17 protein-coding genes are annotated in these 21,312 nt (G+C 36.6%); 4 read left to right on the top strand and 13 right to left on the bottom strand.

What is annotated here, in order from left to right; translation table 11 throughout:
• Positions 1 to 349: 349 nt before the first annotated feature.
• The 9 genes from ABYT26_RS14935 to sufB form a co-directional block, all read right to left on the bottom strand.
• A complete protein-coding gene (locus tag ABYT26_RS14935; protein WP_372755311.1) occupies positions 350 to 1,339 on the bottom strand; it encodes a GSCFA domain-containing protein in 990 nt (329 codons plus the stop codon).
• A gap of 12 nt (positions 1,340 to 1,351) precedes the next feature.
• Entirely contained in the window at positions 1,352 to 2,194 is an 843-nt protein-coding gene (locus ABYT26_RS14930) for a lysophospholipase (RefSeq protein WP_372755309.1), read from the bottom strand.
• 128 nt (positions 2,195 to 2,322) lie between these two features.
• Positions 2,323 to 3,261, bottom strand: coding sequence for a tRNA epoxyqueuosine(34) reductase QueG (gene queG / locus ABYT26_RS14925; protein ID WP_372755307.1), 939 nt, complete (start codon positions 3,259 to 3,261; stop codon positions 2,323 to 2,325).
• Positions 3,262 to 3,455: 194 nt separating this feature from the next.
• Positions 3,456 to 3,767: a metal-sulfur cluster assembly factor gene (locus ABYT26_RS14920; protein WP_372755305.1), complete on the bottom strand. Its 312-nt coding sequence runs from the start codon at positions 3,765 to 3,767 to the stop codon at positions 3,456 to 3,458.
• 10 nt (positions 3,768 to 3,777) lie between these two features.
• Positions 3,778 to 4,200, bottom strand: coding sequence for a SufE family protein (locus ABYT26_RS14915; RefSeq protein ID WP_372755303.1), 423 nt, complete (start codon positions 4,198 to 4,200; stop codon positions 3,778 to 3,780).
• A 119-nt stretch (positions 4,201 to 4,319) separates the two neighbouring features.
• Positions 4,320 to 5,543 (bottom strand): SufS family cysteine desulfurase, encoded by a 1,224-nt coding sequence (locus ABYT26_RS14910; RefSeq protein ID WP_372755301.1) that lies wholly within the window; start codon positions 5,541 to 5,543, stop codon positions 4,320 to 4,322.
• A 43-nt stretch (positions 5,544 to 5,586) separates the two neighbouring features.
• Complete coding sequence (sufD, locus tag ABYT26_RS14905) at positions 5,587 to 6,948, bottom strand: Fe-S cluster assembly protein SufD (RefSeq protein WP_372755299.1); 1,362 nt, start codon at positions 6,946 to 6,948, stop codon at positions 5,587 to 5,589.
• Positions 6,949 to 7,031: 83 nt separating this feature from the next.
• A complete protein-coding gene (gene sufC / locus ABYT26_RS14900; RefSeq protein WP_372755297.1) occupies positions 7,032 to 7,784 on the bottom strand; it encodes a Fe-S cluster assembly ATPase SufC in 753 nt (250 codons plus the stop codon).
• Between the two features lie 53 nt (positions 7,785 to 7,837).
• A complete protein-coding gene (sufB, locus tag ABYT26_RS14895) occupies positions 7,838 to 9,289 on the bottom strand; it encodes a Fe-S cluster assembly protein SufB (protein ID WP_372755295.1) in 1,452 nt (483 codons plus the stop codon).
• A 631-nt stretch (positions 9,290 to 9,920) separates the two neighbouring features.
• On the opposite strand from sufB, the gene thiL reads away from it, so the two are divergent.
• On the top strand, positions 9,921 to 10,967 hold the full coding sequence (gene thiL / locus ABYT26_RS14890; protein WP_372755293.1) for a thiamine-phosphate kinase: 1,047 nt from the start codon (positions 9,921 to 9,923) through the stop codon (positions 10,965 to 10,967).
• A gap of 86 nt (positions 10,968 to 11,053) precedes the next feature.
• Here the strand turns inward: thiL and lpxA are convergent, their stop codons facing one another.
• The 4 genes from lpxA to ABYT26_RS14870 all read right to left on the bottom strand — a co-directional run bounded on the left by lpxA (position 11,054) and on the right by ABYT26_RS14870 (position 15,880).
• Positions 11,054 to 11,842: an acyl-ACP--UDP-N-acetylglucosamine O-acyltransferase gene (lpxA, locus tag ABYT26_RS14885; protein WP_372755291.1), complete on the bottom strand. Its 789-nt coding sequence runs from the start codon at positions 11,840 to 11,842 to the stop codon at positions 11,054 to 11,056.
• 72 nt (positions 11,843 to 11,914) lie between these two features.
• Complete coding sequence (locus ABYT26_RS14880) at positions 11,915 to 13,306, bottom strand: bifunctional UDP-3-O-[3-hydroxymyristoyl] N-acetylglucosamine deacetylase/3-hydroxyacyl-ACP dehydratase (RefSeq protein WP_372755289.1); 1,392 nt, start codon at positions 13,304 to 13,306, stop codon at positions 11,915 to 11,917.
• Between the two features lie 54 nt (positions 13,307 to 13,360).
• Entirely contained in the window at positions 13,361 to 14,398 is a 1,038-nt protein-coding gene (gene lpxD / locus ABYT26_RS14875; RefSeq protein ID WP_372755287.1) for a UDP-3-O-(3-hydroxymyristoyl)glucosamine N-acyltransferase, read from the bottom strand.
• A 228-nt stretch (positions 14,399 to 14,626) separates the two neighbouring features.
• Entirely contained in the window at positions 14,627 to 15,880 is a 1,254-nt protein-coding gene (locus ABYT26_RS14870) for an HD domain-containing protein (RefSeq protein WP_372755285.1), read from the bottom strand.
• A 357-nt stretch (positions 15,881 to 16,237) separates the two neighbouring features.
• On the opposite strand from ABYT26_RS14870, the gene rimP reads away from it, so the two are divergent.
• From rimP to infB, 3 genes are all read left to right on the top strand, one after another.
• Positions 16,238 to 16,702, top strand: a complete 465-nt coding sequence (rimP, locus tag ABYT26_RS14865; protein WP_372755283.1) for a ribosome assembly cofactor RimP — start codon at positions 16,238 to 16,240, stop codon at positions 16,700 to 16,702.
• An 11-nt stretch (positions 16,703 to 16,713) separates the two neighbouring features.
• Positions 16,714 to 17,955: a transcription termination factor NusA gene (gene nusA / locus ABYT26_RS14860; protein ID WP_372755313.1), complete on the top strand. Its 1,242-nt coding sequence runs from the start codon at positions 16,714 to 16,716 to the stop codon at positions 17,953 to 17,955.
• A gap of 65 nt (positions 17,956 to 18,020) precedes the next feature.
• Positions 18,021 to 21,050 carry a translation initiation factor IF-2 gene (gene infB, locus ABYT26_RS14855; protein ID WP_372755281.1) on the top strand — a complete coding sequence of 1,010 codons (3,030 nt, stop codon included), beginning with the start codon at positions 18,021 to 18,023 and terminating at the stop codon, positions 21,048 to 21,050.
• The last annotated feature ends 262 nt before the right edge of the window (positions 21,051 to 21,312 follow it).

Genomic DNA, 21,312 nt, shown 5'->3' with positions numbered 1-21,312 from the left:
GCGCTAATTTCGCCCAAAACCCCATGTTTCCTAGTGGCCCCAGCGTTCGTTAACTCTGTAAGCGGCTGCAAAGATAATCGAAATATTTTCACATATCCTAATGCAATCCAATAAAAATTTAAAAAAGTTTTTTTCAATCTCTGAAGAACTTATTTCTAATCCTATTCTCCTTCAAATCTAAAACACCTTACCGTTGTAAAGCGGGTGCAAAGATAACAGATTTTTTTTGCCACTTCCTAATCTTTTTTAAAAGTATTTTTCCAAAAAGAAATAGCTGCCTGATAATCAGAAGCTATTTTCTATCCGAAAGGGAAAAACAAATTACAAAATTCTAATGAGAAAGTCCATACTAATGATGAAGATTTTTCAATAAAAGTGATTTTTCCTGATCTAAAACAATATTCGGATATTGATTCTGAAGCTGCTCAATCTCTCGTAGAGTGTTAGCTATAAAATTCTGATGTGTGATTGTTTCGGGATTAAAAGGTCTATGTTTGGAAGCAGAAACAATTTTTTCTACCTTTTTCATCACATCAAATGTTTGCTTTTCCATATAAGTATCCTGAAAGCGATCCCAGATGTAATTTACTGCAGTAGAATTCAAATGCAACATATCTTCACTATAGAATCGATAGTCACGCAACTCATCCATTACAATTTCATAAGCTGGAAAGTAAGAAACTTGCTCAAACAGCTCTACTAGTTGTTCTATAGCAAGAAGCAAAGTCGCCTTGCTGAGCTGATTGCCATGTGCCCCATCCTTAAAGTGTCTTATCGGACTTACTGTAAAAACAATTTTCAAATTTGGATTAAAAACAGATAAAGAAACAATTAAACCTTTATAGAACTTTACAATTTCTTCTACATCCAAACGGTATCGAAGAAAATCCTTAGATGGTAACTTATGGCAATTGGAAACAATATCTCCTGTTTCGATCCATTCAAAAACCCAGGCAGTACCGAATGTAATGTATAAAACATCCGCATTGGCCAAGTCTAATGATGATTTTTGAATTTCGGTATTGATTGTCTGTAAACACTCTTTCTCATCTATATTTGAGAATCGACTGTGATGCGAAAAGCTAAACCATTTATCATTTGCAAAATTCAAATCGGCTTCGGTAAATTCCTTTTTGTCGATCAATATTTTGAGACTATTACCAACACTCATAGGATTGTATAGCACTCCGAAGGGATTTGGAGTGACGTCGAATTTGTAACTAGTTAATCGTTCTCCAATATTATCGGCAAAACAAGAGCCAAGCATGATGGCTTTCGAATTGTAGCTAAACTTATCCTTTGACAACGGAATTTTAAGCTCGGTTCTGAAATTTACCATGTTCTATAATTTTTAATGATTTTGTTCTAATTGAGCATTGATCCAACTGAGGATGTCCTGAAAAACCTGCTGCTTACAGAATTCATGATGCAATTCGTGGTAAGCTTTATCGTATTGTATATGAGTACAATTATTTCCAACAGAATCGGCAAATAACTTACTTGCATGACAATCGGTTATTTCATCCGCATTTCCATGTAATAGTAGTAATGGTTTTTGCAATGATTTTGTATTTTTAAGGAGTGCACAACCAGCATCGTAAGCATCTATAAATAAACGAAAAGAAATTCTATGATGAATCAATTCGTCCTCTTCGTATTTTTTCCAAACCTGTTTATCGTGAGACAATAATTTTGCGTTAAAGCTAGTAGTAATACTAAAGGATGGAATTACTTTATTAAATGCTCGAATAATAGGGAGTAAGAATTTAGGAGGAGCTTCCTGACTAATAATCCATGGAGACGTAGAAATAACTCCCAAATAATTTGTCTTTCGGTTCGTAAGATGATGTAAAACCTCACCTCCACCCATACTGTGACCATACAAAAAGGATGTTGCATTAGGAAACAAATTATTTGTATAGTCTAGCATCACATCAATATCTTGCATAAAATCGTCGTATGAAGAGATAACTCCTCTTTTACCTTCGGATAATCCATGTCCACGCTGATCGTAAGAGACAATCGCAAATCCTTGTTCTGCGAATTGTTCGGCCCATTCGTGGTAGCGAGAAGAATGCTCTCCAATTCCATGCACCAAACAGATGGAGGCCTTACAATCCTTTTCTGGGAACCATGTTTGAACGAAAAGACGCGTATTATCGAAAGAACGGACTTGAGAAATTTGATGATTCATTGCTAATTACATTTAGAAGAATTCTTATGCATAAATGTAGAAAAATCCCAAATTACTTACATGCTAACAGAAAGTTAAATGTTCATTTATTTACATCTAATTTTTTATTGCTAATCGATCTTAGAATTTCACTTTTGAGAATGGAGAAAATTGAGATTTCGTTTGAGACCTTTAAATTTTGTTCGCTTTACCGCTGATTTTTTAAATATTTCTCCAAATTGATGGGCATTGAGAAGTTGCCATTCTTCTTTCGACAAAAAAAGCAGGTTCGGATTGGGGTCCAATTCTGGAACTAAATGTGGCTTTGCCATGCGATTCCAAGGACATACATCCTGACAGATATCGCATCCGAAAACACGATTTTGAAATTTACCTTTCATTTCATCAGGAATTTCACCTTTTAGCTCAATGGTAAAATAGGAAATACACTTACTGCCATTTACTACGTAAGGCTCAGTGATTGCACCGGTAGGACAAGATCGAATACATTTACTGCATCCCCCGCAAAAGTCCTGGGCTTTTTCCTCCTCGTATTCCAATTCCATATCGATTAGTAATTCACCCAGAAAGAGAAATGATCCAATTTTACGATTGAGGAGCAAGGAATTTTTCCCAATCCAGCCCAAACCCGCTTTTTTAGCCCAAGCATGCTCCAAGATTGGAGCCGAATCGACAAAAGCACGACCCGAAACATCTCCTATTTCGTTGTTGATGTATTCCAGAAGTTGATTGAGTCGATCCTTTAGCACGAAGTGATAATCTTTTCCGTAGGCATATTTTGCAATTACAGGTGCTTCGGGATCACTTTGTTGCTCTTTGGGATAGTAATTGAGTCCGACTACAACAATGGACTTTGTGTTTTCGACCAACAAACGAGGATCCAACCGTTTTTCGATGTTATTTGCCATGTAGGCCATTTCGCCATGATACTCTTTATTGAGCCAGGACAGGAAATTCTCCTTCTCATCTTTAAGAAAATCGGCTTTGGCAATACCGCAAAGATCTAAACCAAGCTCAAGAGCTTTGGTTTTGATAAGATTTGATTTGGCGGTTAAAGTTAAGTTCACGAAATGAAGATAATAATTTTAAAATAGAGACGCATTGCAATGTGCCTGCACAATATTGCCTATTTGCGTTAGGGATTGCAGTGATTACCTCACAGCGAAGAATGAGCGAGGAGTAAAAACGTAAAGCCCGACCCGAGGAATGAGGGAAACGCCCCAATAAAAAAAAGGACTGAAAAAACAGTCCTTTGTATACTTTATAGAAAACCCAACTCAAGTTTAGCCTCTTCTGTCATCATGTCTTTATCCCAAGGTGGATCGAATGTTAACACAACGGTTACATCTTCGATTTGTGGTAATGATTTTGTTTTTTCATTCACCTCTTCGAGGATTTGATCGGCCATTGGACAGTTTGGTGCAGTAAGAGTCATGAGAATTTTCACCTCATCCTCTTCGTACAAATCGATTTCGTATATCAATCCCAGATCGTAAATATTAACGGGGATTTCTGGATCGTATATGGTTTTTAAAACCTCAACGATGATTGCTTCTGTTTGTTTTTTTCCCATTTTATCCTGCTTATTTGCTTACATGACTGAAAGCTATCCCATACATTTTTATTTGTTTTACCATGGAAACCAATCCATTGGAGCGAGTAGGAGATAAATGTTGTTTTAATCCAATTTCATCGATAAATTTCAGATCGGCATTCATGATATCCTCAGGAGCTTGGTGATTAAAAACTCGAATTAACAGAGCGGCGATTCCTTTTACTATGATGGCATCGCTATCGGCTTCCAATTCTATCCGTCCGTTTTCAAAAGAAGCATTGAACCAAACTTTCGACTGACAACCTTTTATTAAGTTCGACTCTGTTTGGTATTTTGCATCTAAACCTGTAAGATCTGTTCCTAACTCGATTAGATAAGCGTATTTGTCCATCCAATCGTCGAATCCTGAAAATTCTTCAATTATTTCTTCCTGAATTTCGTTTATTGTCATATCACTTATGAAATATGAGACATTAACTTTATGGCTAAAAATCTCTACATTTTATTATTAAAATTTCTCGGCGGCAAGTTACAAAAATTTTATTTTCACAAAATCCGCATTCTTTCGAACTAATGGGCGAACATTGCACAAACTTTCAAAATGCCATTGTAAAACACATCAATTTCTTCCTTTGTATTGTAGAATGAAAATGAAGCTCTAACGGTTCCGTCAATTTTAAAATGCTGCATGACTGGTTCTGTGCAATGTGTTCCTGTTCGCACTGCAATACCCAATTGATCGAGTAGCATTCCCATATCGTAAAAATGGATGCCGTCCACTAAGAATGAGATTACCGAGGTTTTCTCTTTTGCTGTTCCGTATATTTTCAAACCTTTGATGGTCAGAAGTTTTTGAGTGGCATACTCAACAAGCTCTTGTTCGTATGCATCAATTTCGTGGAGACCGATGCTTTGCACATATTCAATGGCAGCACCCAGACCAATAGCGTCGATATAATTCGGGGTTCCTGCTTCGAATTTAAATGGCAATTCGTTGTAGGTGGTTTTCTCGAAAGTAACCTCCTGAATCATTTCTCCTCCGCCTTTCCATGGTGGCATTGCATTGAGCAATTCTTCCTTGCCATACAAAACGCCAATTCCTGTAGGACCGTATATTTTATGACCTGAGAACACCAAAAAATCAACATCTAATTCCTGAACATCAATTTTTTTGTGCTGAATAGACTGAGCAGCATCCACTAAAACCCGAACATTCCTAGCGTGAGCGATTTTAATAATTTCACCAATAGGATTAATGGTTCCCAAAGAATTGGAGATATGATTAATGGCAATGATTTTTGTGGAATCAGTAATTAAACCATCCAATTTTTCAATCATCAATTCACCGCTATCATCAAAAGGCAATACTTTTAATTTTGCTTTTTTTCGTTCACAAAGCAATTGCCAGGGCACGATATTGGAGTGATGTTCCATTTCAGAAACTATCACCTCATCGCCTTGGCCAATGTATCGATCGCCAAAAGAATTGGCCACCAAATTCACCGAGTCGGTTGTTCCGCTGGTAAAGATTACTTCGTGCGAATGTTTCGCATGAATGAAGTTCTGCACAATTGCTCTTGCATTCTCGTTTCCATCGGTCGACTTATTGCTCAAATAATGAACTCCGCGATGAATATTAGAATTGTATTTGTAATAATACTCAGTCAACTTATCAATTACCTGACGGGGTTTTTGAGTGGTTGCCGCGTTATCGAGGTAAACAAGAGCTTTTCCGTGAATCTTCTCCTCTAAAATGGGAAAATCTTTACGTATTTTATTGATATCTATTGTCATTCTTAAAAAGTATCAAGCACTATAGTACTCAGTCTAAAAACAGCTAGTTACTACATGCAATAGCGCAAGTATTGCATTTCGAAATTTCACCTCGTAATCGTGTATCCACCAAAGCATCAATACGATCCTTAAGCGGCTCTACTCTAATTTTTTCAATAATTTCATGAGCAAATGCAAACATCAACATCTGGCGAGCTTCTTTTTCATCAATTCCTCTTGCTCGCAAGTAAAACAATGCATCCTCATCCATTTGTCCTACAGTAGCTCCATGACTACACTTCACATCATCGGCATCGATCACCAATTGAGGTTTGGTGTTAATTAAAGCATCGTCGCTCAATAGCAAGTTGTTATTTGCCTGATAAGCTTCGGTTTTTTGTGCATCGCGACGAACAAAGATTCTACCCGCAAAAGCACCCGTTGCTTTCCCATCCAATACTCCTTTAAAATGCTCGTTGCTTAAACAGTTGGGCTTAGCATGATCAATAGAGGTAAAATTATCAACGTGTTGATTATTATCCATCAAATACATTCCAAATGTATGGTTTTCGCAGTGCTCGCCATCCAATAAAACGTAATGGTTATTACGAATGGTTCCTCCGTAAAGAGAAATAGTATTGGTGAGTACGTTTGAGTTTTTATCCTGACGAATAAAAGTAGAATTAAGGATTGTCGAATTTAAATGCTGATTTTGCAAAGTATACAGATCAAAAACTGCATTGGCAGCCACATTTACTTCGGTAACCGAATTACTAAGGTATTTATGATGTGTTAAGGTGTGATCGCAAACAATAATTTTTGCCTGTGCATTTTCTTCAATCACAATCAAGTTACGCTGGGTTGCCAGTAAATCTCGATCGGAACGCAAAAGATTCACTACCTGAATAGGTCGTTCAATCACCACTCCTTTGGGCACATATATAAACAAACCATCTTTTGCAAGAGCTGTATTTAAAGCAACTATTCCGTCATCGCTTGGTTTGGCATATTTTCCGTAATGAGCATTAAAAATTTCCGGATGTTTAATCGCTGCTTCTTGCACACCACAAACAATCACACCTTTGGGTAATTCGCCAAGCTCTTTATTATTGCCATAGTACCATCCGTTGGTAAGCAATACCATATTGGTATCCAACTCGGGCACATCGCACTGAAAAATCTCATTCAGATCAACATCCACTTCCATATAGCGAAGGTTCACATTGTATGGATGATCGAAAGCTGGTATTAGATTGGTGTATTTGTAGTTCTCGTTGGCACGAGTAGGCACGCCTAATTTCTCGAACTGAGCAAAAGCTTTTTCACGATTTTCGTTCATAAGGTCAGAAGAATCTTTCGAAAGCAATTCTTTGCCTTGCTCGAATAAATCAGCGAAATCCTTATTAATTGTATTTATGTCGGCCATTTTATTTTAGATATTAGTCCCAATAGTAATCGGGATAAGATTTGAGAAATGAGATCAATTCAATTCTCTATACCTCCACTCAACTATTTTCCATTTTCTTCTTTAATCCAGTCATATCCTTTTTCCTCCAGTTCCAGAGCAAGCTCTTTTCCTGCAGTTTTTACAATACGACCATCAAACAAAACATGAACCACATCAGGAACGATATAGTCTAATAATCGTTGGTAATGAGTGATTACGATTGTTGAGTTTTCGGGTGTTTTCAATTTATTTACTCCATTGGCTACTACTCGAAGTGCATCAATATCCAATCCTGAATCGGTTTCATCTAAAACAGCCAATTTAGGTTCTAACATGGCCATTTGAAAAATCTCATTTTTTTTCTTCTCTCCACCCGAGAAACCTTCATTTACCGAACGGTTTGTCAATTTTGAGTCGATCTCCACCAAGTTTTTCTTATCGCGCATCAGCTTTAAAAAATCAGATGCCTTCAATGGTTCTAAACCTTTGTGCTTACGATGTTCATTTACCGCAGTTTTCATGAAGTTCACTGTGGAAACTCCAGGAATTTCGATTGGATACTGGAAACCCAAAAAGATTCCTTCTTTAGCGCGATCTTCAGGCGTCAAATCGAGTAGATCTTTTCCTTGGAAAATAATTTCACCTTCGGTAACTTCGTATAAATCTCTTCCTGCCAAAACAGAAGCTAAGGTACTTTTACCAGCACCATTTGGTCCCATTATAGCATGAACTTCGCCCGGCTTAATCTCTAAATTAATTCCTTTTAAGATTTCTTTTCCATCAATGGAAACGTGTAAATTTTTAATACTTAACATTTCACTTCTATTTTGTCGCACTTATGCGTTGAGTTCTACTTATTATATATCTATTAACCTACCGAACCTTCCAAACTAATGGCTAGTAATTTTTGTGCCTCTACAGCAAATTCCATAGGCATTTTATTGATTACCTCTTTGGCGTATCCATTAACGATTAAACCAATGGCATCCTCGGTTGAGATTCCTCGCTGATTGCAATAAAAAATTTGATCCTCCCCAATTTTAGAAGTAGTTGCTTCGTGTTCTACCTTAGCAGATTTATTTCCAATTTCGAGATAAGGAAAAGTGTGAGCGCCACATTTGTCACCTAAGAGTAAAGAATCACATTGAGAGAAATTACGAGCGCCCTCACAATTCTTAGTTACTTTTACCAATCCTCGGTAAGAGTTGTTACTTTTTCCTGCCGATATTCCTTTTGAGATAATGGTACTTCTAGTATTGTTTCCAATGTGAATCATCTTGGTGCCGGTATCGGCTTGCTGATAGTTGTTGGTAAGAGCTACCGAATAAAATTCACTAGACGAACCATCTCCTTTTAATATGGTAGATGGATATTTCCAGGTTACTGCAGATCCTGTCTCTACCTGAGCCCACATCAGCTTAGAGTTTACCCCCTGACAAATACCACGTTTGGTTACAAAGTTGTAAATACCACCTTTTCCGTTCTTATCGCCTGGATACCAATTTTGAACGGTTGAATATTTTACTTCCGCATTGTTTTTCACAACAATTTCTACAATTGCCGCGTGCAACTGATTTTCATCTCGCATAGGTGCCGTGCAGCCTTCCAAATAACTTACATATGAATCATCTTCGCATACAATTAAAGTACGTTCGAACTGACCTGTATTTTCTGCATTGATTCGGAAATAGGTAGACAACTCCATTGGACAACGAACTCCTTTCGGGATGTATACAAAAGAACCATCAGAAAATACTGCTGAATTTAGAGCTGCAAAAAAGTTATCTTGCGAAGGAACAACTGTTCCCATATATTCCTGAATCAAATCTGGATGATCCTTAATGGCATCACTAATAGAGCAAAAAATGATTCCTTTTTCAGCCAAGGCTTCCTTAAAGGTTGTTTTCACCGATGAAGAATCCATTACAACATCAACAGCTACATTTGAAAGTAGTTTTTGTTCATCAAGAGGAATGCCCAATTTATCAAAAGTAGCCCTGATTTCCGGATCTACATCATCCATACTCTCCAACTTTGCTTTTTGCTTGGGAACGGAATAGTAAATAATATCCTGATAATTGATTTCAGGAATTTTCAAATACGCCCATTCTGGCATCGTCATTGTCAGCCAATGACGATAAGCATTCAGTCGGAATTCAAGCATGAATTCAGGCTCATTTTTCTTGGCAGATATCAAGCGAATTGTATCCTCTGTCAACCCTTTGCCTATGTCATCGTTTTCAACATCGGTCACAAAGCCATACTTATAGTCACTTTGTGTTACCTCATCTAAAATTTTATCTTGTTCTTCTTTTGCCATGTCAATTTATGTATCAGGTAGAAAGCTTTATGAATCAGACTAAATCATAAAGTTTTTCTTAAAAGAATTCAATATTTTAATTCCCGGGAAAAAGTTTATAGCTTCATTTTTGTAGAAAAACTTTAGCCATTCAGCTAAGCTGCAACTGCATGCCCAATGAAAGTTCATGCAAATATAGTAAAGTATTTAGAAATCTTTAAACGGAATGCATATAAAAATACCTAGAAGTCCTTTTATTGGTCAAATGAATTTAAATCTGCTAGAATATATTCAGGCTTTTTAGATTTTGGCACTGTATTAGGCTGCATTTTCCTCCTCGACTCTTTTGTACAAAACTAAACTATGACTGGAAACCCAAAAATACAAAAATAGACATTGAACTAAAATGCAATATCCTATTTAACGCTGATACAATGACCAGCTATTACAGCAGCAGTATTGTATCGGTAGAAAATACCTTTCAAATTCGACCAAGACAATTCCTTATAAGCATCGAATTTTCTCTTTAAATTATTCATCCCAAAAGAAGAAAAGTATATCGCAAAAAAAGCAATTCAAGCTGAATATTTCTCTTTCTATTTTTTCCCTACCTTTGCAGGCAAATTCCAACATTATTAATTTTAAGGATACTATGCAGGAAAACAAGGCAAAAGGAACCGATATTGCCACATTGGGCGAATTTGGATTGATTAAACACCTTACTAAAAATATAAAACTAAAACACGCAAGTTCGAATGTAGGTGTTGGTGACGATGCAGCAGTTTTGGATTATCAGAATAAAAAAACAGTGGTGACTACTGATCTGCTACTGGAGGGGATTCATTTCGATTTGATGTACACTCCACTGAAACACTTAGGCTACAAAGCGATTGCTGTGAATGTTTCGGATGTTTATGCCATGAATGCTTGTCCTAAACAGGTAACCGTTTCTATCGCCATTTCAAAACGATTTACCATTGAAGCTCTTGATGAAATTTACGCAGGAATTAATTTGGCTTGCGAAAATTACAATGTCGATTTAGTGGGTGGCGATACTACTTCTTCCTTAACAGGATTATGCATTTCGGTAACGGCCATTGGCGAAGGGGAAGCTGATCAACTCACCTACCGAAGTGGTGCCAAGGAGAACGATTTAATCTGCGTAAGCGGAAATTTAGGGGCGGCTTTTGCCGGATTACAATTGCTAGAGCGCGAGAAACGAGTATTCGACAACAACCCAAACATGCAACCTGATTTATCTGGTCACGATTACATTTTAGAACGCCAGCTAAAACCTGAGGCTCGCAAAGATATCTACGAGCGTTTGCAGGAAGCTAAGATTGTTCCTACCTCTATGATTGATGTATCCGACGGTTTGTCATCAGATATCATGCACATCTGCGAGGAATCGAAAGTTGGCTGTCAGATTTACGAGGAGAAAATTCCCGTAGACTACGAAACACACAAAATGGCCGAAGAGCTGAACATGAATTACAGCACCTTCTCGCTAAACGGTGGCGAAGATTACGAATTGCTATTCACGGTTCCCTTAGACAAATTCGATGACATTGAAAAAATGGAGGATGTGAAAGTGATTGGTCACATCACCAATATCTCGAAGGGAAAATATTTGGTAACTCGCGATGCTGTGGAAATTGAATTGCAAGCTCAGGGTTGGAATCCAATTGAGGAGAAATAAATATTCAAACTGTAAGAATAGGCTTACACCTCCCATATCAAAACAAAAAAAGGTGAGAATCTCACCTTTTTTTATGTTCTAAAAACTTAGGATTTTTCAGGAAAATATCCTCTCATAATACCACGTTTTGAGTTCTTCACGAACAAAATAATATCATCACGCTCAGGAGAAGCTGGCATTTCTGCTTCGATAGCTTCTAAAGCGGTAAAATTATTCATTCCTTTTTGGTACAAGTAACGGTACACATCCTGAATTTCACGAATTTTTTCGTTTCCAAATTCACGACGGCGAAGTCCGATTGAATTCACACCAATATAAGAAACTGGCTCACGACCCGCTTTTACAAATGGAGGAATATCCTTACGAACTAAAGATCCACCTGAAACCATAACATGAGATCCGATGTGAACGAATTGGTGCACAGCAACCAGACCACTAAGAATTGCATAATCATCAATAATAACTTCACCTGCAATTTGAGATGCATTACCTACAATAATGTTATTCCCTAAAACACAATCGTGAGCAATGTGCGAGTATGCCATTAGCAAACAGTTGCTTCCAACAATTGTTTTTCCTTTTGCTGCAGTACCACGATTAATAGTTACGCACTCACGAATCGTTGTATTATCTCCAATTTCCACTGTAGTTTTCTCACCACGGAATTTTAAATCCTGTGGAATTGCTCCTATTACAGCTCCAGGAAATACCACACAATTTTTACCAATACGAGTTCCTTCCATAATGGTCGCATTTGAACCAATACGAGTTCCCTCTTCAATCACAACATCTTTGTCAATCGTAACAAACGGCTCAATCACTACATTATCAGCGATTTTTGCCTCTGGATGTACATATGCTAACGGTTGCTTCATCTTTTTTATATTTCTTCACATCCAAAATCCTAATTTTAAAAGATATTTGATATGGACGTTGTTATAAATTAATTATTTTTTCTTTGCGATTTGAGCCATAAACTCACCTTCGGCAACAATAGTATCACCAACAAAAGCCAAACCGCGCATGTTAGCAACTCCTCTACGAATAGGAGATAAAAATGACAATTTAAAAATCAAAGTATCTCCAGGTACCACCTTACGTCTAAACTTAATGTTATTCTGAGTTAGGAAGTAAGTCGAATAGTTTTCAGGATCCTCTACCTGATTAAGTACCAAAATACCACCACACTGAGCCATTGCCTCAACCATTAGAACACCAGGCATTACCGGTTCTTCAGGAAAATGACCTACAAAATAAGGTTCATTCATGGATACATTTTTTACCCCCACAATACTATCATCCTTTATTTCGATGATTTTGTCAACCAACAAAAATGGAGGTCGGTGAGGCAATAATCCCATAATACCATTAATGTCTAAAACAGGCTCTTTGTTTGGATCATAAGCCGGAACTGAATCTTTTCCCATTTCTTTCTTAATTTGTTTGATTAATAATTTAGCCATTTCGGTGTTAGGCCCATGACCCGGACAGGTTGCTATCACTTTTCCTTTGATAAACTTGCCACAAAGAGCTAAATCACCAACTAGATCAAGCAATTTATGTCTGGCACATTCATTATCAAAGAAAAGTTCCAAATTACTTAAAATTCCTTCCTTTACTTCCACATGTTGATGGTCGAACAAATCAGCAATACGATCCAACTCCTTTTGTTCCATCATCTGATCCATAATAACAATGGCATTATCTAAATCTCCTCCTTTTACCAAATTGTTATTCAATAGAAACTCTAGCTCACGCACAAACACAAATGTACGACACATGGATATTTCTTCTTTATAATCTTTTAATGAAGCCAATTGAGCATACTGATTTCTCAATACTTTCGAATCGAAAGAAATCATGCTATCTATACTGTATTCATCGTCGGGAAGAATTGTAATTTCTGACCCCCTGGTTTCATCTTTAAAAGTGATTTTTTCCTTTGGAACAAAGTACTCACGAATTGCATTCTGCTCTACAACACCCACTTCTTCAATGCCCTGCACATAGAATTTAGCACTTCCATCCAAAATTGGAGGCTCCGGAGAATTCATTTCAATCAAGCAGTTATCAATCCCCATTCCATACAGTGCCGACAGAACATGTTCTACGGTTTGAACTTTACACGTTCCTTTTTCCAATACGGTTCCTCGAGAGGTATCACCTACATATTTAGCGTCTGCCTCAATTATAGGTTGACCTTCTAAGTCAACCCGTTTAAACTGATAGCCATGATTTTCGGCTGCAGGCACAAACTTAATAGAAACTTCTATTCCGGTATGAAGTCCTTTTCCTGTAAGAATAAATTCTTTTGCTAATGTTCTTTGCTTATCTGCCATAACTTGACATCAATATTTTTAAATTTCAGCTTAACTAAATGAAGATATTTTCGCTTAGTTTTCTGTTAAACTTTTAACTTGTTTTTCGAGTTCGATAATTTGCTCTCTTAGTTTAGGCAAATTTTTAAACAAAACATATGATTTCTGATAAGGACCAAAATCAAAAGCGGGAGATCCCTGCAATACAGTTCCTTCCTTCTTAATGGCACGTCCAATACCCGACTGAGCAGCAATTTTCACTTCATTGGCAATGGATAGGTGACCAACGATTCCAACCTGACCGCCAATCATACAATTTTTTCCAATTTTAGCACTCCCAGCAATACCGGTTTGCGAAGCAATTACGGTATTTTCATCTATTTCTACATTGTGTGCCACTTGAATAAGATTATCCAACTTAACTCCTTTACGGATAATAGTCGATCCCATAGTAGCACGATCAACGCAAGTGTTTGAACCAATCTCTACATAATCTTCAATCACTACATTACCTACCTGAGGTACTTTTTTATAATCGTTTGCCGACGATGGAGCAAAACCAAATCCGTCTCCACCAATTACAACTCCTGAGTGAAAAATACAATCAGCACCAATTTTACATCCTTCGTAAACTTTCACTCCAGAGTTTAAAATACAGTTGTCACCAATTGTTACATTATCACCAATAAAAGTGTGTGGGTATATTTTTACATTATTTCCGATATTTACATTGCTACCAATGTAAGCAAAAGCTCCAATGTAGATTTTTTCACCTAATTTTGCTGACTTACTCACAAATGAAGGCTCTTCGATACCTGTTTTTTGTGGTTTACTCTGCTCATACATTTCTAGCAACTTGGCCAACGCCTGATAAGCATCCTCCACACGAATAAGTGTTGTGCTAATTTCTTTTTCAGACTTAAAGTCATTATTTACCAACACAATAGATGACTGAGTAGAGTATATATAGTGCTCGTATTTTGGATTTGCTAAAAAGGAAAGAGTTCCTGGCTTCCCTTCTTCAATTTTGGAAACATTGGTCACTTTAGCCTTAGGGTCTCCATCAACTGTTCCGTTCAGAAACTCTGCAATATCTTCTGCTGTAAATTCCATTCGTTCTATTTTTTATCAGATCGTAAAAATGATTTTTGCCACCATTATTTATTTAAAGAAACAGCAGATACAAATCATTCAACAAAACTAATTTATAAGAAAAAAATTTCTGCAAATCTAGTAATTATTTCATGTACATGAAATTTTTTCTCCTATTGCCTGCTTTATCCATAATAAAACAGAAACAAAAAACAGATGTTAAAAGAAAAAAATCAAAACGTATGAGTCTTAAATTTTTGGGTAGCACAAATAATATTTTTTTACCGTTTTTGATAGTACCGAAGCGTCGAGCATATCCGAAGCTTCCCCAATATCACACTGAGTATCATCCTTACCTAGAATTGTTATTTGGTCGTCATCAGAGCTATATGCATTATTACTAATTGAATTCGAGATCACAATAAATTCAAGAGCATGATCGGAACAACAAAAATGCTTCTTCACTCTTGTTTTTACTTGATCAATATATTCTTTAGTAAAGGCAGTTTTCTGGATCTCTATTTTAAACAATTTACGATCTCGGATACACCTACACAAATAGGCCAACACCTTATCGGAATGGTTTGCCCACACTTTAATACTCACCATGATATCGTCATCATCTAAATCGGCAAAAACTTCCAATGCACTGCATCCATTCAAAACAGCATCGGAATTTTCAAATTCTTCACGCCCCACTTTATGATACAAAAAATAGCTTAAAGAAGGAGTCGCAAACAAGTGCTCACCTCTTTCGGCAAGATATTTTGCCCTTTTCAGAATATACACCAACATTTCTTCAGCAGCAATCACTGTTTTGTGCAAATACACCTGCCAGTACATCAATCGTCGCGCAATCAGAAATTTTTCGATAGAATAGATTCCTTTGGCTTCTACCACCAACTTATCATCCCGAACATCCAACATTTTAATGATACGTGCCGACCCAACAACACCTTCGGTAACCCCAGCAAAAAAACTATCTCTCCTCAAATAATCCAATCGATCCATATCGAGCTGACTAGACACCAATTGGTTCAGAAAGTGTTTAGAATATTTATTTTGAAATATTTTTATCGCTGCACCTAATTTCCCATTAAATTGTTGATTCAGACGCTTCATGAACAATTCAGAAATTCCCTCGTGAGTAATTCCATCTACAATACTATATTCCAATGCATGAGAAAAAGGACCATGTCCAATATCGTGCAAAAGTATTGCAATACATACTGCTTGCTCTTCTTCAATGGTAATATCCTGACCTTTCGATCGGATGACTTCAATAGCCAAACTCATTAAATGTGTAGCTCCCAAAGCATGCTGAAAACGATTATGGAAAGCGCCTGGAAATACAAGAAAAGAAAGTCCCAACTGCTTAATTCGTCGTAAACGCTGAAAAAACGGATGCTCCACCAAATTGCTAGCTATTCCAGTTGGAATATGAATAAAACCGTGCACCGGATCATTAACAATTCTTTTTTTACTGCTATTTTTTACATTCATACCCAATCATAACGTTTGTAATCAAACAAATGTATAAAAACTACGTAAAAAAGCCTATATTAGACATATTCAACACCCCAATCAAAGAAATTGGTCTACTAATTAAAAATATCTTTCTTGAAGAGATTTTATTCAAATGGGTTAAAATCATTCAATTGAACAATAGCGAAGTTCAAATTTCCTCCCAAAAAACACATATTCAAGGATGTAATTTTTCATTAGCAATTAGAATCCAATAAATTAGAGGCATGTCATTTGTTTTTTAGAACATTTATCTCTAATTTTGCATCGAAAAGTAAGCAAATCGTGAACTTTAGGGGACAAAAAGTCCCCTATTTTATTGATATTAACCGATATATGATTGATAAAAAAAATATAATTGAGATTGTAGAGAATGAAATTGCAGACAGCGACCTGTTTTTGGTTGATGTTAGTGTTTCATCAGGAAACGCAATTTCTGTTGTAGTTGATAGCTTTCAAGGAGTGCCAATTATTACCTGCATAGAACTTAGCAAAGCCATCGAAGAACAATTTGATCGTGACGTTGAAGACTTTGAATTACAAGTAGCTTCGGCGGGAATTGGGCAAGCTTTTCAGGTTCGCAAGCAGTACCACAAATACATCAACAAAGAGGTGGAGGTATTGACTATTGAAGGATCGAAATTTACAGGGAAACTAATCACCGTTGGTGAAAATGAAATAGAACTTGAAGTTGAGGAAAAAGAGAAAGTAGAAGGAAAAAAGAAAAAGCAACTTGTTGTGAAAAAATACACTTTCACCTACGATCAAATTAAATCAACAAAAGACATTATTACTTTTTAACAAGTAAATAGCTGAATAACATGAACCTTATTGACACTTTTTCAGAATTTAAGGAATTAAAAAGCATCGACCGCGCAACTATGATGAGTGTGTTGGAAGATGTTTTCAGAAATCTTTTACTAAAAAACTATGGTACCGATGAAAACTTCGATATCATTATTAATCCAGACAAAGGAGACCTAGAAATCTGGAGAAATAGAGCCGTTGTAGAAGATGGACAGGTAGAAGATGAAAATCTGCAGATCTCACTTTCTGAAGCAAAAAAAATAGAAGCCGATTACGAAGTTGGTGAAGAAGTTACCGATGAAGTAAAATTCATGGATTTTGGCCGACGTTCGATTCTCACCTTACGTCAGAATCTTTCGGCACGAATCTTGGAACTAGAAAAAGATAACATCTTTAACCTTTACAAAGACCGTGTAGGAGAAATTGTGACTGGTGAGGTTTATCAAATCTGGAAAAAAGAAATTCTAATTCTAGATGATGAAGAAAATGAATTGATCTTGCCAAAAACCGAGCAAATCCCTTCTGACTATTTCCGAAAAGGAGAAACAGTTAGAGCAGTTGTAGTTCGTGTTGAGGTAAAAAATAATAGCCCATTAATTGTTGTATCAAGAACATCACCTGTTTTTCTTGAGCGATTATTTGAATTGGAAGTACCGGAAATATTTGATGGTTTAATAACCATTAAAAAAATTGTTCGAATTCCTGGTGAAAGGGCAAAAGTAGCCGTAGAATCCTACGACGAAAGAATTGATCCAGTTGGAGCATGTGTAGGTATGAAAGGATCGAGAATACATGGTATTGTTCGTGAATTACGTAACGAAAACATAGATGTAATCAACTATACTTCTAACACTCAATTATTCATTACAAGAGCACTTAATCCTGCTAAAGTTTCTTCGGTGAAACTACACGAAGATACCAAGCGTGCTGATGTTTATTTAAATCCTGAAGAGGTTTCTTTGGCCATTGGTAAAGGTGGATTAAATATCAAGCTGGCAAGTCAGTTGTCGGGATACGAAATTGATGTATACCGAGAAAAAGACGAAACCGAAGCTGAGGAGGATGTAAACTTGTCTGAATTTACAGATGAAATTGACGCATGGATAATTGATGAGTTGAAAAAAATTGGTTGTGACACAGCAAGAAGCGTTCTTGACTTATCTCCTGAGGAGTTGGAAAAAAGAACTGATCTTGAAACAGAGACCATTAATGAGATTTTGAATATTTTTAGAGCCGAATTCGAATAACTAAATTCTTCAGAATCATGATATAAATTTTAGAAACGGGACATTTTAACAGTTAACTTTTAAATATGGTGAAAGTCGATAAAAACATAAGACTTAGTAAATTAGCAAGAGAATTTAATGTTGGTACATCAACTATTGTTGATTTTTTGAACAAAAAAGGAATTCCGATTGACTCCAATCCGAATACCAAAGTTTCAGAAGAGGCCTATAACATTCTTGCCAAAGAGTATAGCTCTGACTTGAATCTAAAAAAGGAATCTGAAAAGGTAAATCTAAAAAATACCCGAGAACGAAAAGAAACGGTTTCTATTGAAAACATTTCGAGTGATTCAGAACCAGAGAAAAGTAGTACAGAAAAACCTGTTGAAAAAACAGAAAAGATAGTTGCTGCAAAAGAACCTGTTAAAATTGTTGGAAAAATTGATTTAGACGCTTTAAAGCCTAAAGCAAAAAAACAACAAGAAAGCAAACAGAAACCTGCTGCAGAAAAAAGTAAAGAGAAGGTCGAAAAAGCTATTGAAAAGGTTCAGTCAAAGACACCTAAAAAGGAAGCAGCTAAAAAAGATGCGCCTAAGGCAGATGTGAGTAAGGTGTCGCCAAAAGAAAAAATAGTTACACCTGAAAAAGTAGAACATACTGAAAAAACATCTAAGCCTTCAGCAAAAGAGGCTCATGATGGCCAAACTGTTAAAATGGAAAGCCCAAAAAAAGAGGAAAAAGCTAAATCTCCTAAACCTAAAGAGGAAAAGAAAGATGAGCTGAAAGTGGTTGGAAAAATTGATTTATCGGCATTAAATCAAAAAACGCGTCCAACCAAAAAAACCAAAGCTGAAAAAGAAGTAGAACGAAGAGAAAAACAGAAGTCAACAACTTCAAAACCTCATGTTTCTGAAAGTTCAGCTTCAAAAGAAGAAATTTTTAAATCTTCAACTCAAAAATTAACAGGTCCTACCGTAGTTGGAAAAATCGAACTTCCTGTCGAGAAAAAATCAAGCTCAGGAAATAAAGATAAAGTGTCGGCTAATCAGCGTAAAAAGCGTAAGAGAATTAGAAAGGATACTGAAAAAGTAAATTTAGCTAACCCAGGACAAGGACGTCCAAAAATGGGATCTCCAGAAAGACCTAGAGGTACAGGTGCAGGAGCTGCCAAATTTAATAAGCTGAAGAAAAAGAAAATCGTTAAAAAAGAGGTTAGCGAGGAAGATGTACAAAAACAAATTAAGGATACTCTTGCAAGATTAACTTCAAAAGGAGGAAAATCAAAAGGAGCAAGACACCGTCGTGATAAGCGAGATAGTGAAAGTGCAAAAAGAGAGAAAATTGCAGAACAAATTGAGGCTGACAAAAATGTATTGAAGCTGACCGAATTTGTTACGGTTAATGAACTGGCTACAATGATGGCTGTACCTGTTACTAATATTATAGCAACTTGTATGGGATTGGGTTTATTCGTATCGATCAATCAACGATTGGATGCAGAAACCATTGCTATTGTTGCAGATGAATTTGGCTTTAAGGCAGAGTTTGTTAGTGTTGAACTACAAGAATCTATTGAAGAAGAAGTAGATGAAGAAGCTGACTTGTTGGATCGTGCTCCTATTGTAACCGTTATGGGACATGTTGACCACGGTAAAACATCTCTTCTTGATTATGTTCGTCACTCGAATGTAATTGCTGGTGAAGCTGGAGGAATTACTCAGCATATTGGTGCTTACAACGTGAAGCTGGATGATGGAAGAAGAGTTTCATTCCTAGATACTCCGGGTCACGAGGCATTTACAGCTATGCGTGCTCGTGGTGCTCAGGTAACCGATATCGCAATTATTATTGTTGCAGCTGATGATAACGTAATGCCACAGACCATTGAGGCAATCAATCACGCAAGTGCAGCAGGGGTTCCTATTGTATTTGCAATTAATAAAATTGATAAGCCAGGTGCAGATCCTGAAAGAATTAAAAGTGAATTGGCAAACATGAACTATTTGGTTGAAGACTGGGGTGGTAAATACCAGTGCCAGGAAATTTCAGCGAAAAATGGTGTTAACATAGAAGAGTTGCTAGAAAAAGTTCTTTTAGAAGCTGAATTACTTGAACTTAAAGCAAATCCAAATAAACGAGCAATTGGTTCAGTAATTGAATCATCTTTAGATAAAGGTAGAGGTTACGTTACTACATTACTTGTACAAGCCGGAACTCTTAAAGTAGGCGATATATTGCTTGCTGGTAGTTATACTGGTCACGTAAAAGCAATGTATAACGAACGTGGAAATAGAATTCAGAAAGTAGGTCCTTCGGAACCAGCTTTGATTCTTGGATTAAACGGAGCTCCTCAGGCAGGTGATAACTTCAATGTAATGGAGAGCGAAAAAGAAGCACGTGGAATTGCTAACAAACGTGAGCAGTTACAACGTGAACAAGGTCTTCGTACTCAGAAACACATTACTCTTGATGAGATTGGCCGTCGTATTGCAATTGGTAACTTCCAGGAATTGAATGTGATTGTTAAAGGTGATGTAGATGGATCTATTGAAGCTCTTTCTGATTCATTAATTAAGCTTTCAACAGAAGAAATTCAGGTAAATGTGATTCACAAAGCCGTTGGACAGATCTCAGAATCGGATGTATTGCTTGCTACAGCATCAAATGCGATTATTGTAGGATTCCAGGTTCGTCCTTCACTTGGAGCTAGAAAGCTTGCTGAGAAGGAAGAAATCGATATCCGTTTGTACTCGATCATATACGATGCTATTGATGAATTAAAATCAGCAATGGAAGGAATGCTTTCGCCTGAGATTAAGGAAGAAATTGTTGCAACTGTTGAGGTTGTTGAAGTATTCAGCATCACTAAAGTGGGTAACATTGCAGGTTGTCTTGTTCGCGAGGGTAAAATCAACCGTAACTCTAAAATCCGCTTGATTCGCGATGGTATTGTTGTACACACAGGAACTCTTGGATCACTGAAACGTTTCAAAGATGATGTGAAAGAAGTTGCTAAAGGATACGAATGTGGTTTGAATATCGACAAATACAACGACATTAAAGTTGGTGATATGGTAGAAGCGTTCGAAGAAACCGAAGTAAAGAAAAAGTTGTAAAACACAATTATATAAAAAATAGAAAGCAGGCTTTAAAAGCCTGCTTTTTTTTGCCTTACATTTTGGTACAAAAAAAACCCTTACACGTAATGTGGAAGGGCTAAATAAGTATTGATATTATTAGCAGTATCCCATAAAGTGTGTAAGTAAAGTTATTCTGATTTTTTCGGAGCCCTTTTCTAGCTCAAGAAAAAAATTGGAAATAACTTTACGTTAGTCTCATATTAAAAGCACACTTATTATGGAACCAAAAGATTTATTG

It is taken from the genome of Labilibaculum sp. (genome assembly GCF_041595635.1).
Classification (GTDB): domain Bacteria; phylum Bacteroidota; class Bacteroidia; order Bacteroidales; family Marinifilaceae; genus Labilibaculum.
This window is presented reverse-complemented; position numbering and strand designations above follow the sequence as displayed.

Bases quoted from the DNA above. Each gene is read 5' to 3' on its own strand.
- ABYT26_RS14935 (WP_372755311.1), bottom strand. From the start codon at position 1,339: ATGGTAAATTTCAGAACCGAGCTTAAAATTCCGTTGTCAAAGGATAAG.
- ABYT26_RS14930 (WP_372755309.1), bottom strand. From the start codon at position 2,194: ATGAATCATCAAATTTCTCAAGTCCGTTCTTTCGATAATACGCGTCTT.
- ABYT26_RS14920 (WP_372755305.1), bottom strand. From the start codon at position 3,767: ATGGGAAAAAAACAAACAGAAGCAATCATCGTTGAGGTTTTAAAAACC.
- ABYT26_RS14915 (WP_372755303.1), bottom strand. From the start codon at position 4,200: ATGACAATAAACGAAATTCAGGAAGAAATAATTGAAGAATTTTCAGGA.
- ABYT26_RS14910 (WP_372755301.1), bottom strand. From the start codon at position 5,543: ATGACAATAGATATCAATAAAATACGTAAAGATTTTCCCATTTTAGAG.
- sufD (WP_372755299.1), bottom strand. From the start codon at position 6,948: ATGGCCGACATAAATACAATTAATAAGGATTTCGCTGATTTATTCGAG.
- sufC (WP_372755297.1), bottom strand. From the start codon at position 7,784: ATGTTAAGTATTAAAAATTTACACGTTTCCATTGATGGAAAAGAAATC.
- sufB (WP_372755295.1), bottom strand. From the start codon at position 9,289: ATGGCAAAAGAAGAACAAGATAAAATTTTAGATGAGGTAACACAAAGT.
- thiL (WP_372755293.1), top strand. From the start codon at position 9,921: ATGCAGGAAAACAAGGCAAAAGGAACCGATATTGCCACATTGGGCGAA.
- lpxA (WP_372755291.1), bottom strand. From the start codon at position 11,842: ATGAAGCAACCGTTAGCATATGTACATCCAGAGGCAAAAATCGCTGAT.
- ABYT26_RS14880 (WP_372755289.1), bottom strand. From the start codon at position 13,306: ATGGCAGATAAGCAAAGAACATTAGCAAAAGAATTTATTCTTACAGGA.
- lpxD (WP_372755287.1), bottom strand. From the start codon at position 14,398: ATGGAATTTACAGCAGAAGATATTGCAGAGTTTCTGAACGGAACAGTT.
- ABYT26_RS14870 (WP_372755285.1), bottom strand. From the start codon at position 15,880: ATGAATGTAAAAAATAGCAGTAAAAAAAGAATTGTTAATGATCCGGTG.
- rimP (WP_372755283.1), top strand. From the start codon at position 16,238: ATGATTGATAAAAAAAATATAATTGAGATTGTAGAGAATGAAATTGCA.
- infB (WP_372755281.1), top strand. From the start codon at position 18,021: ATGGTGAAAGTCGATAAAAACATAAGACTTAGTAAATTAGCAAGAGAA.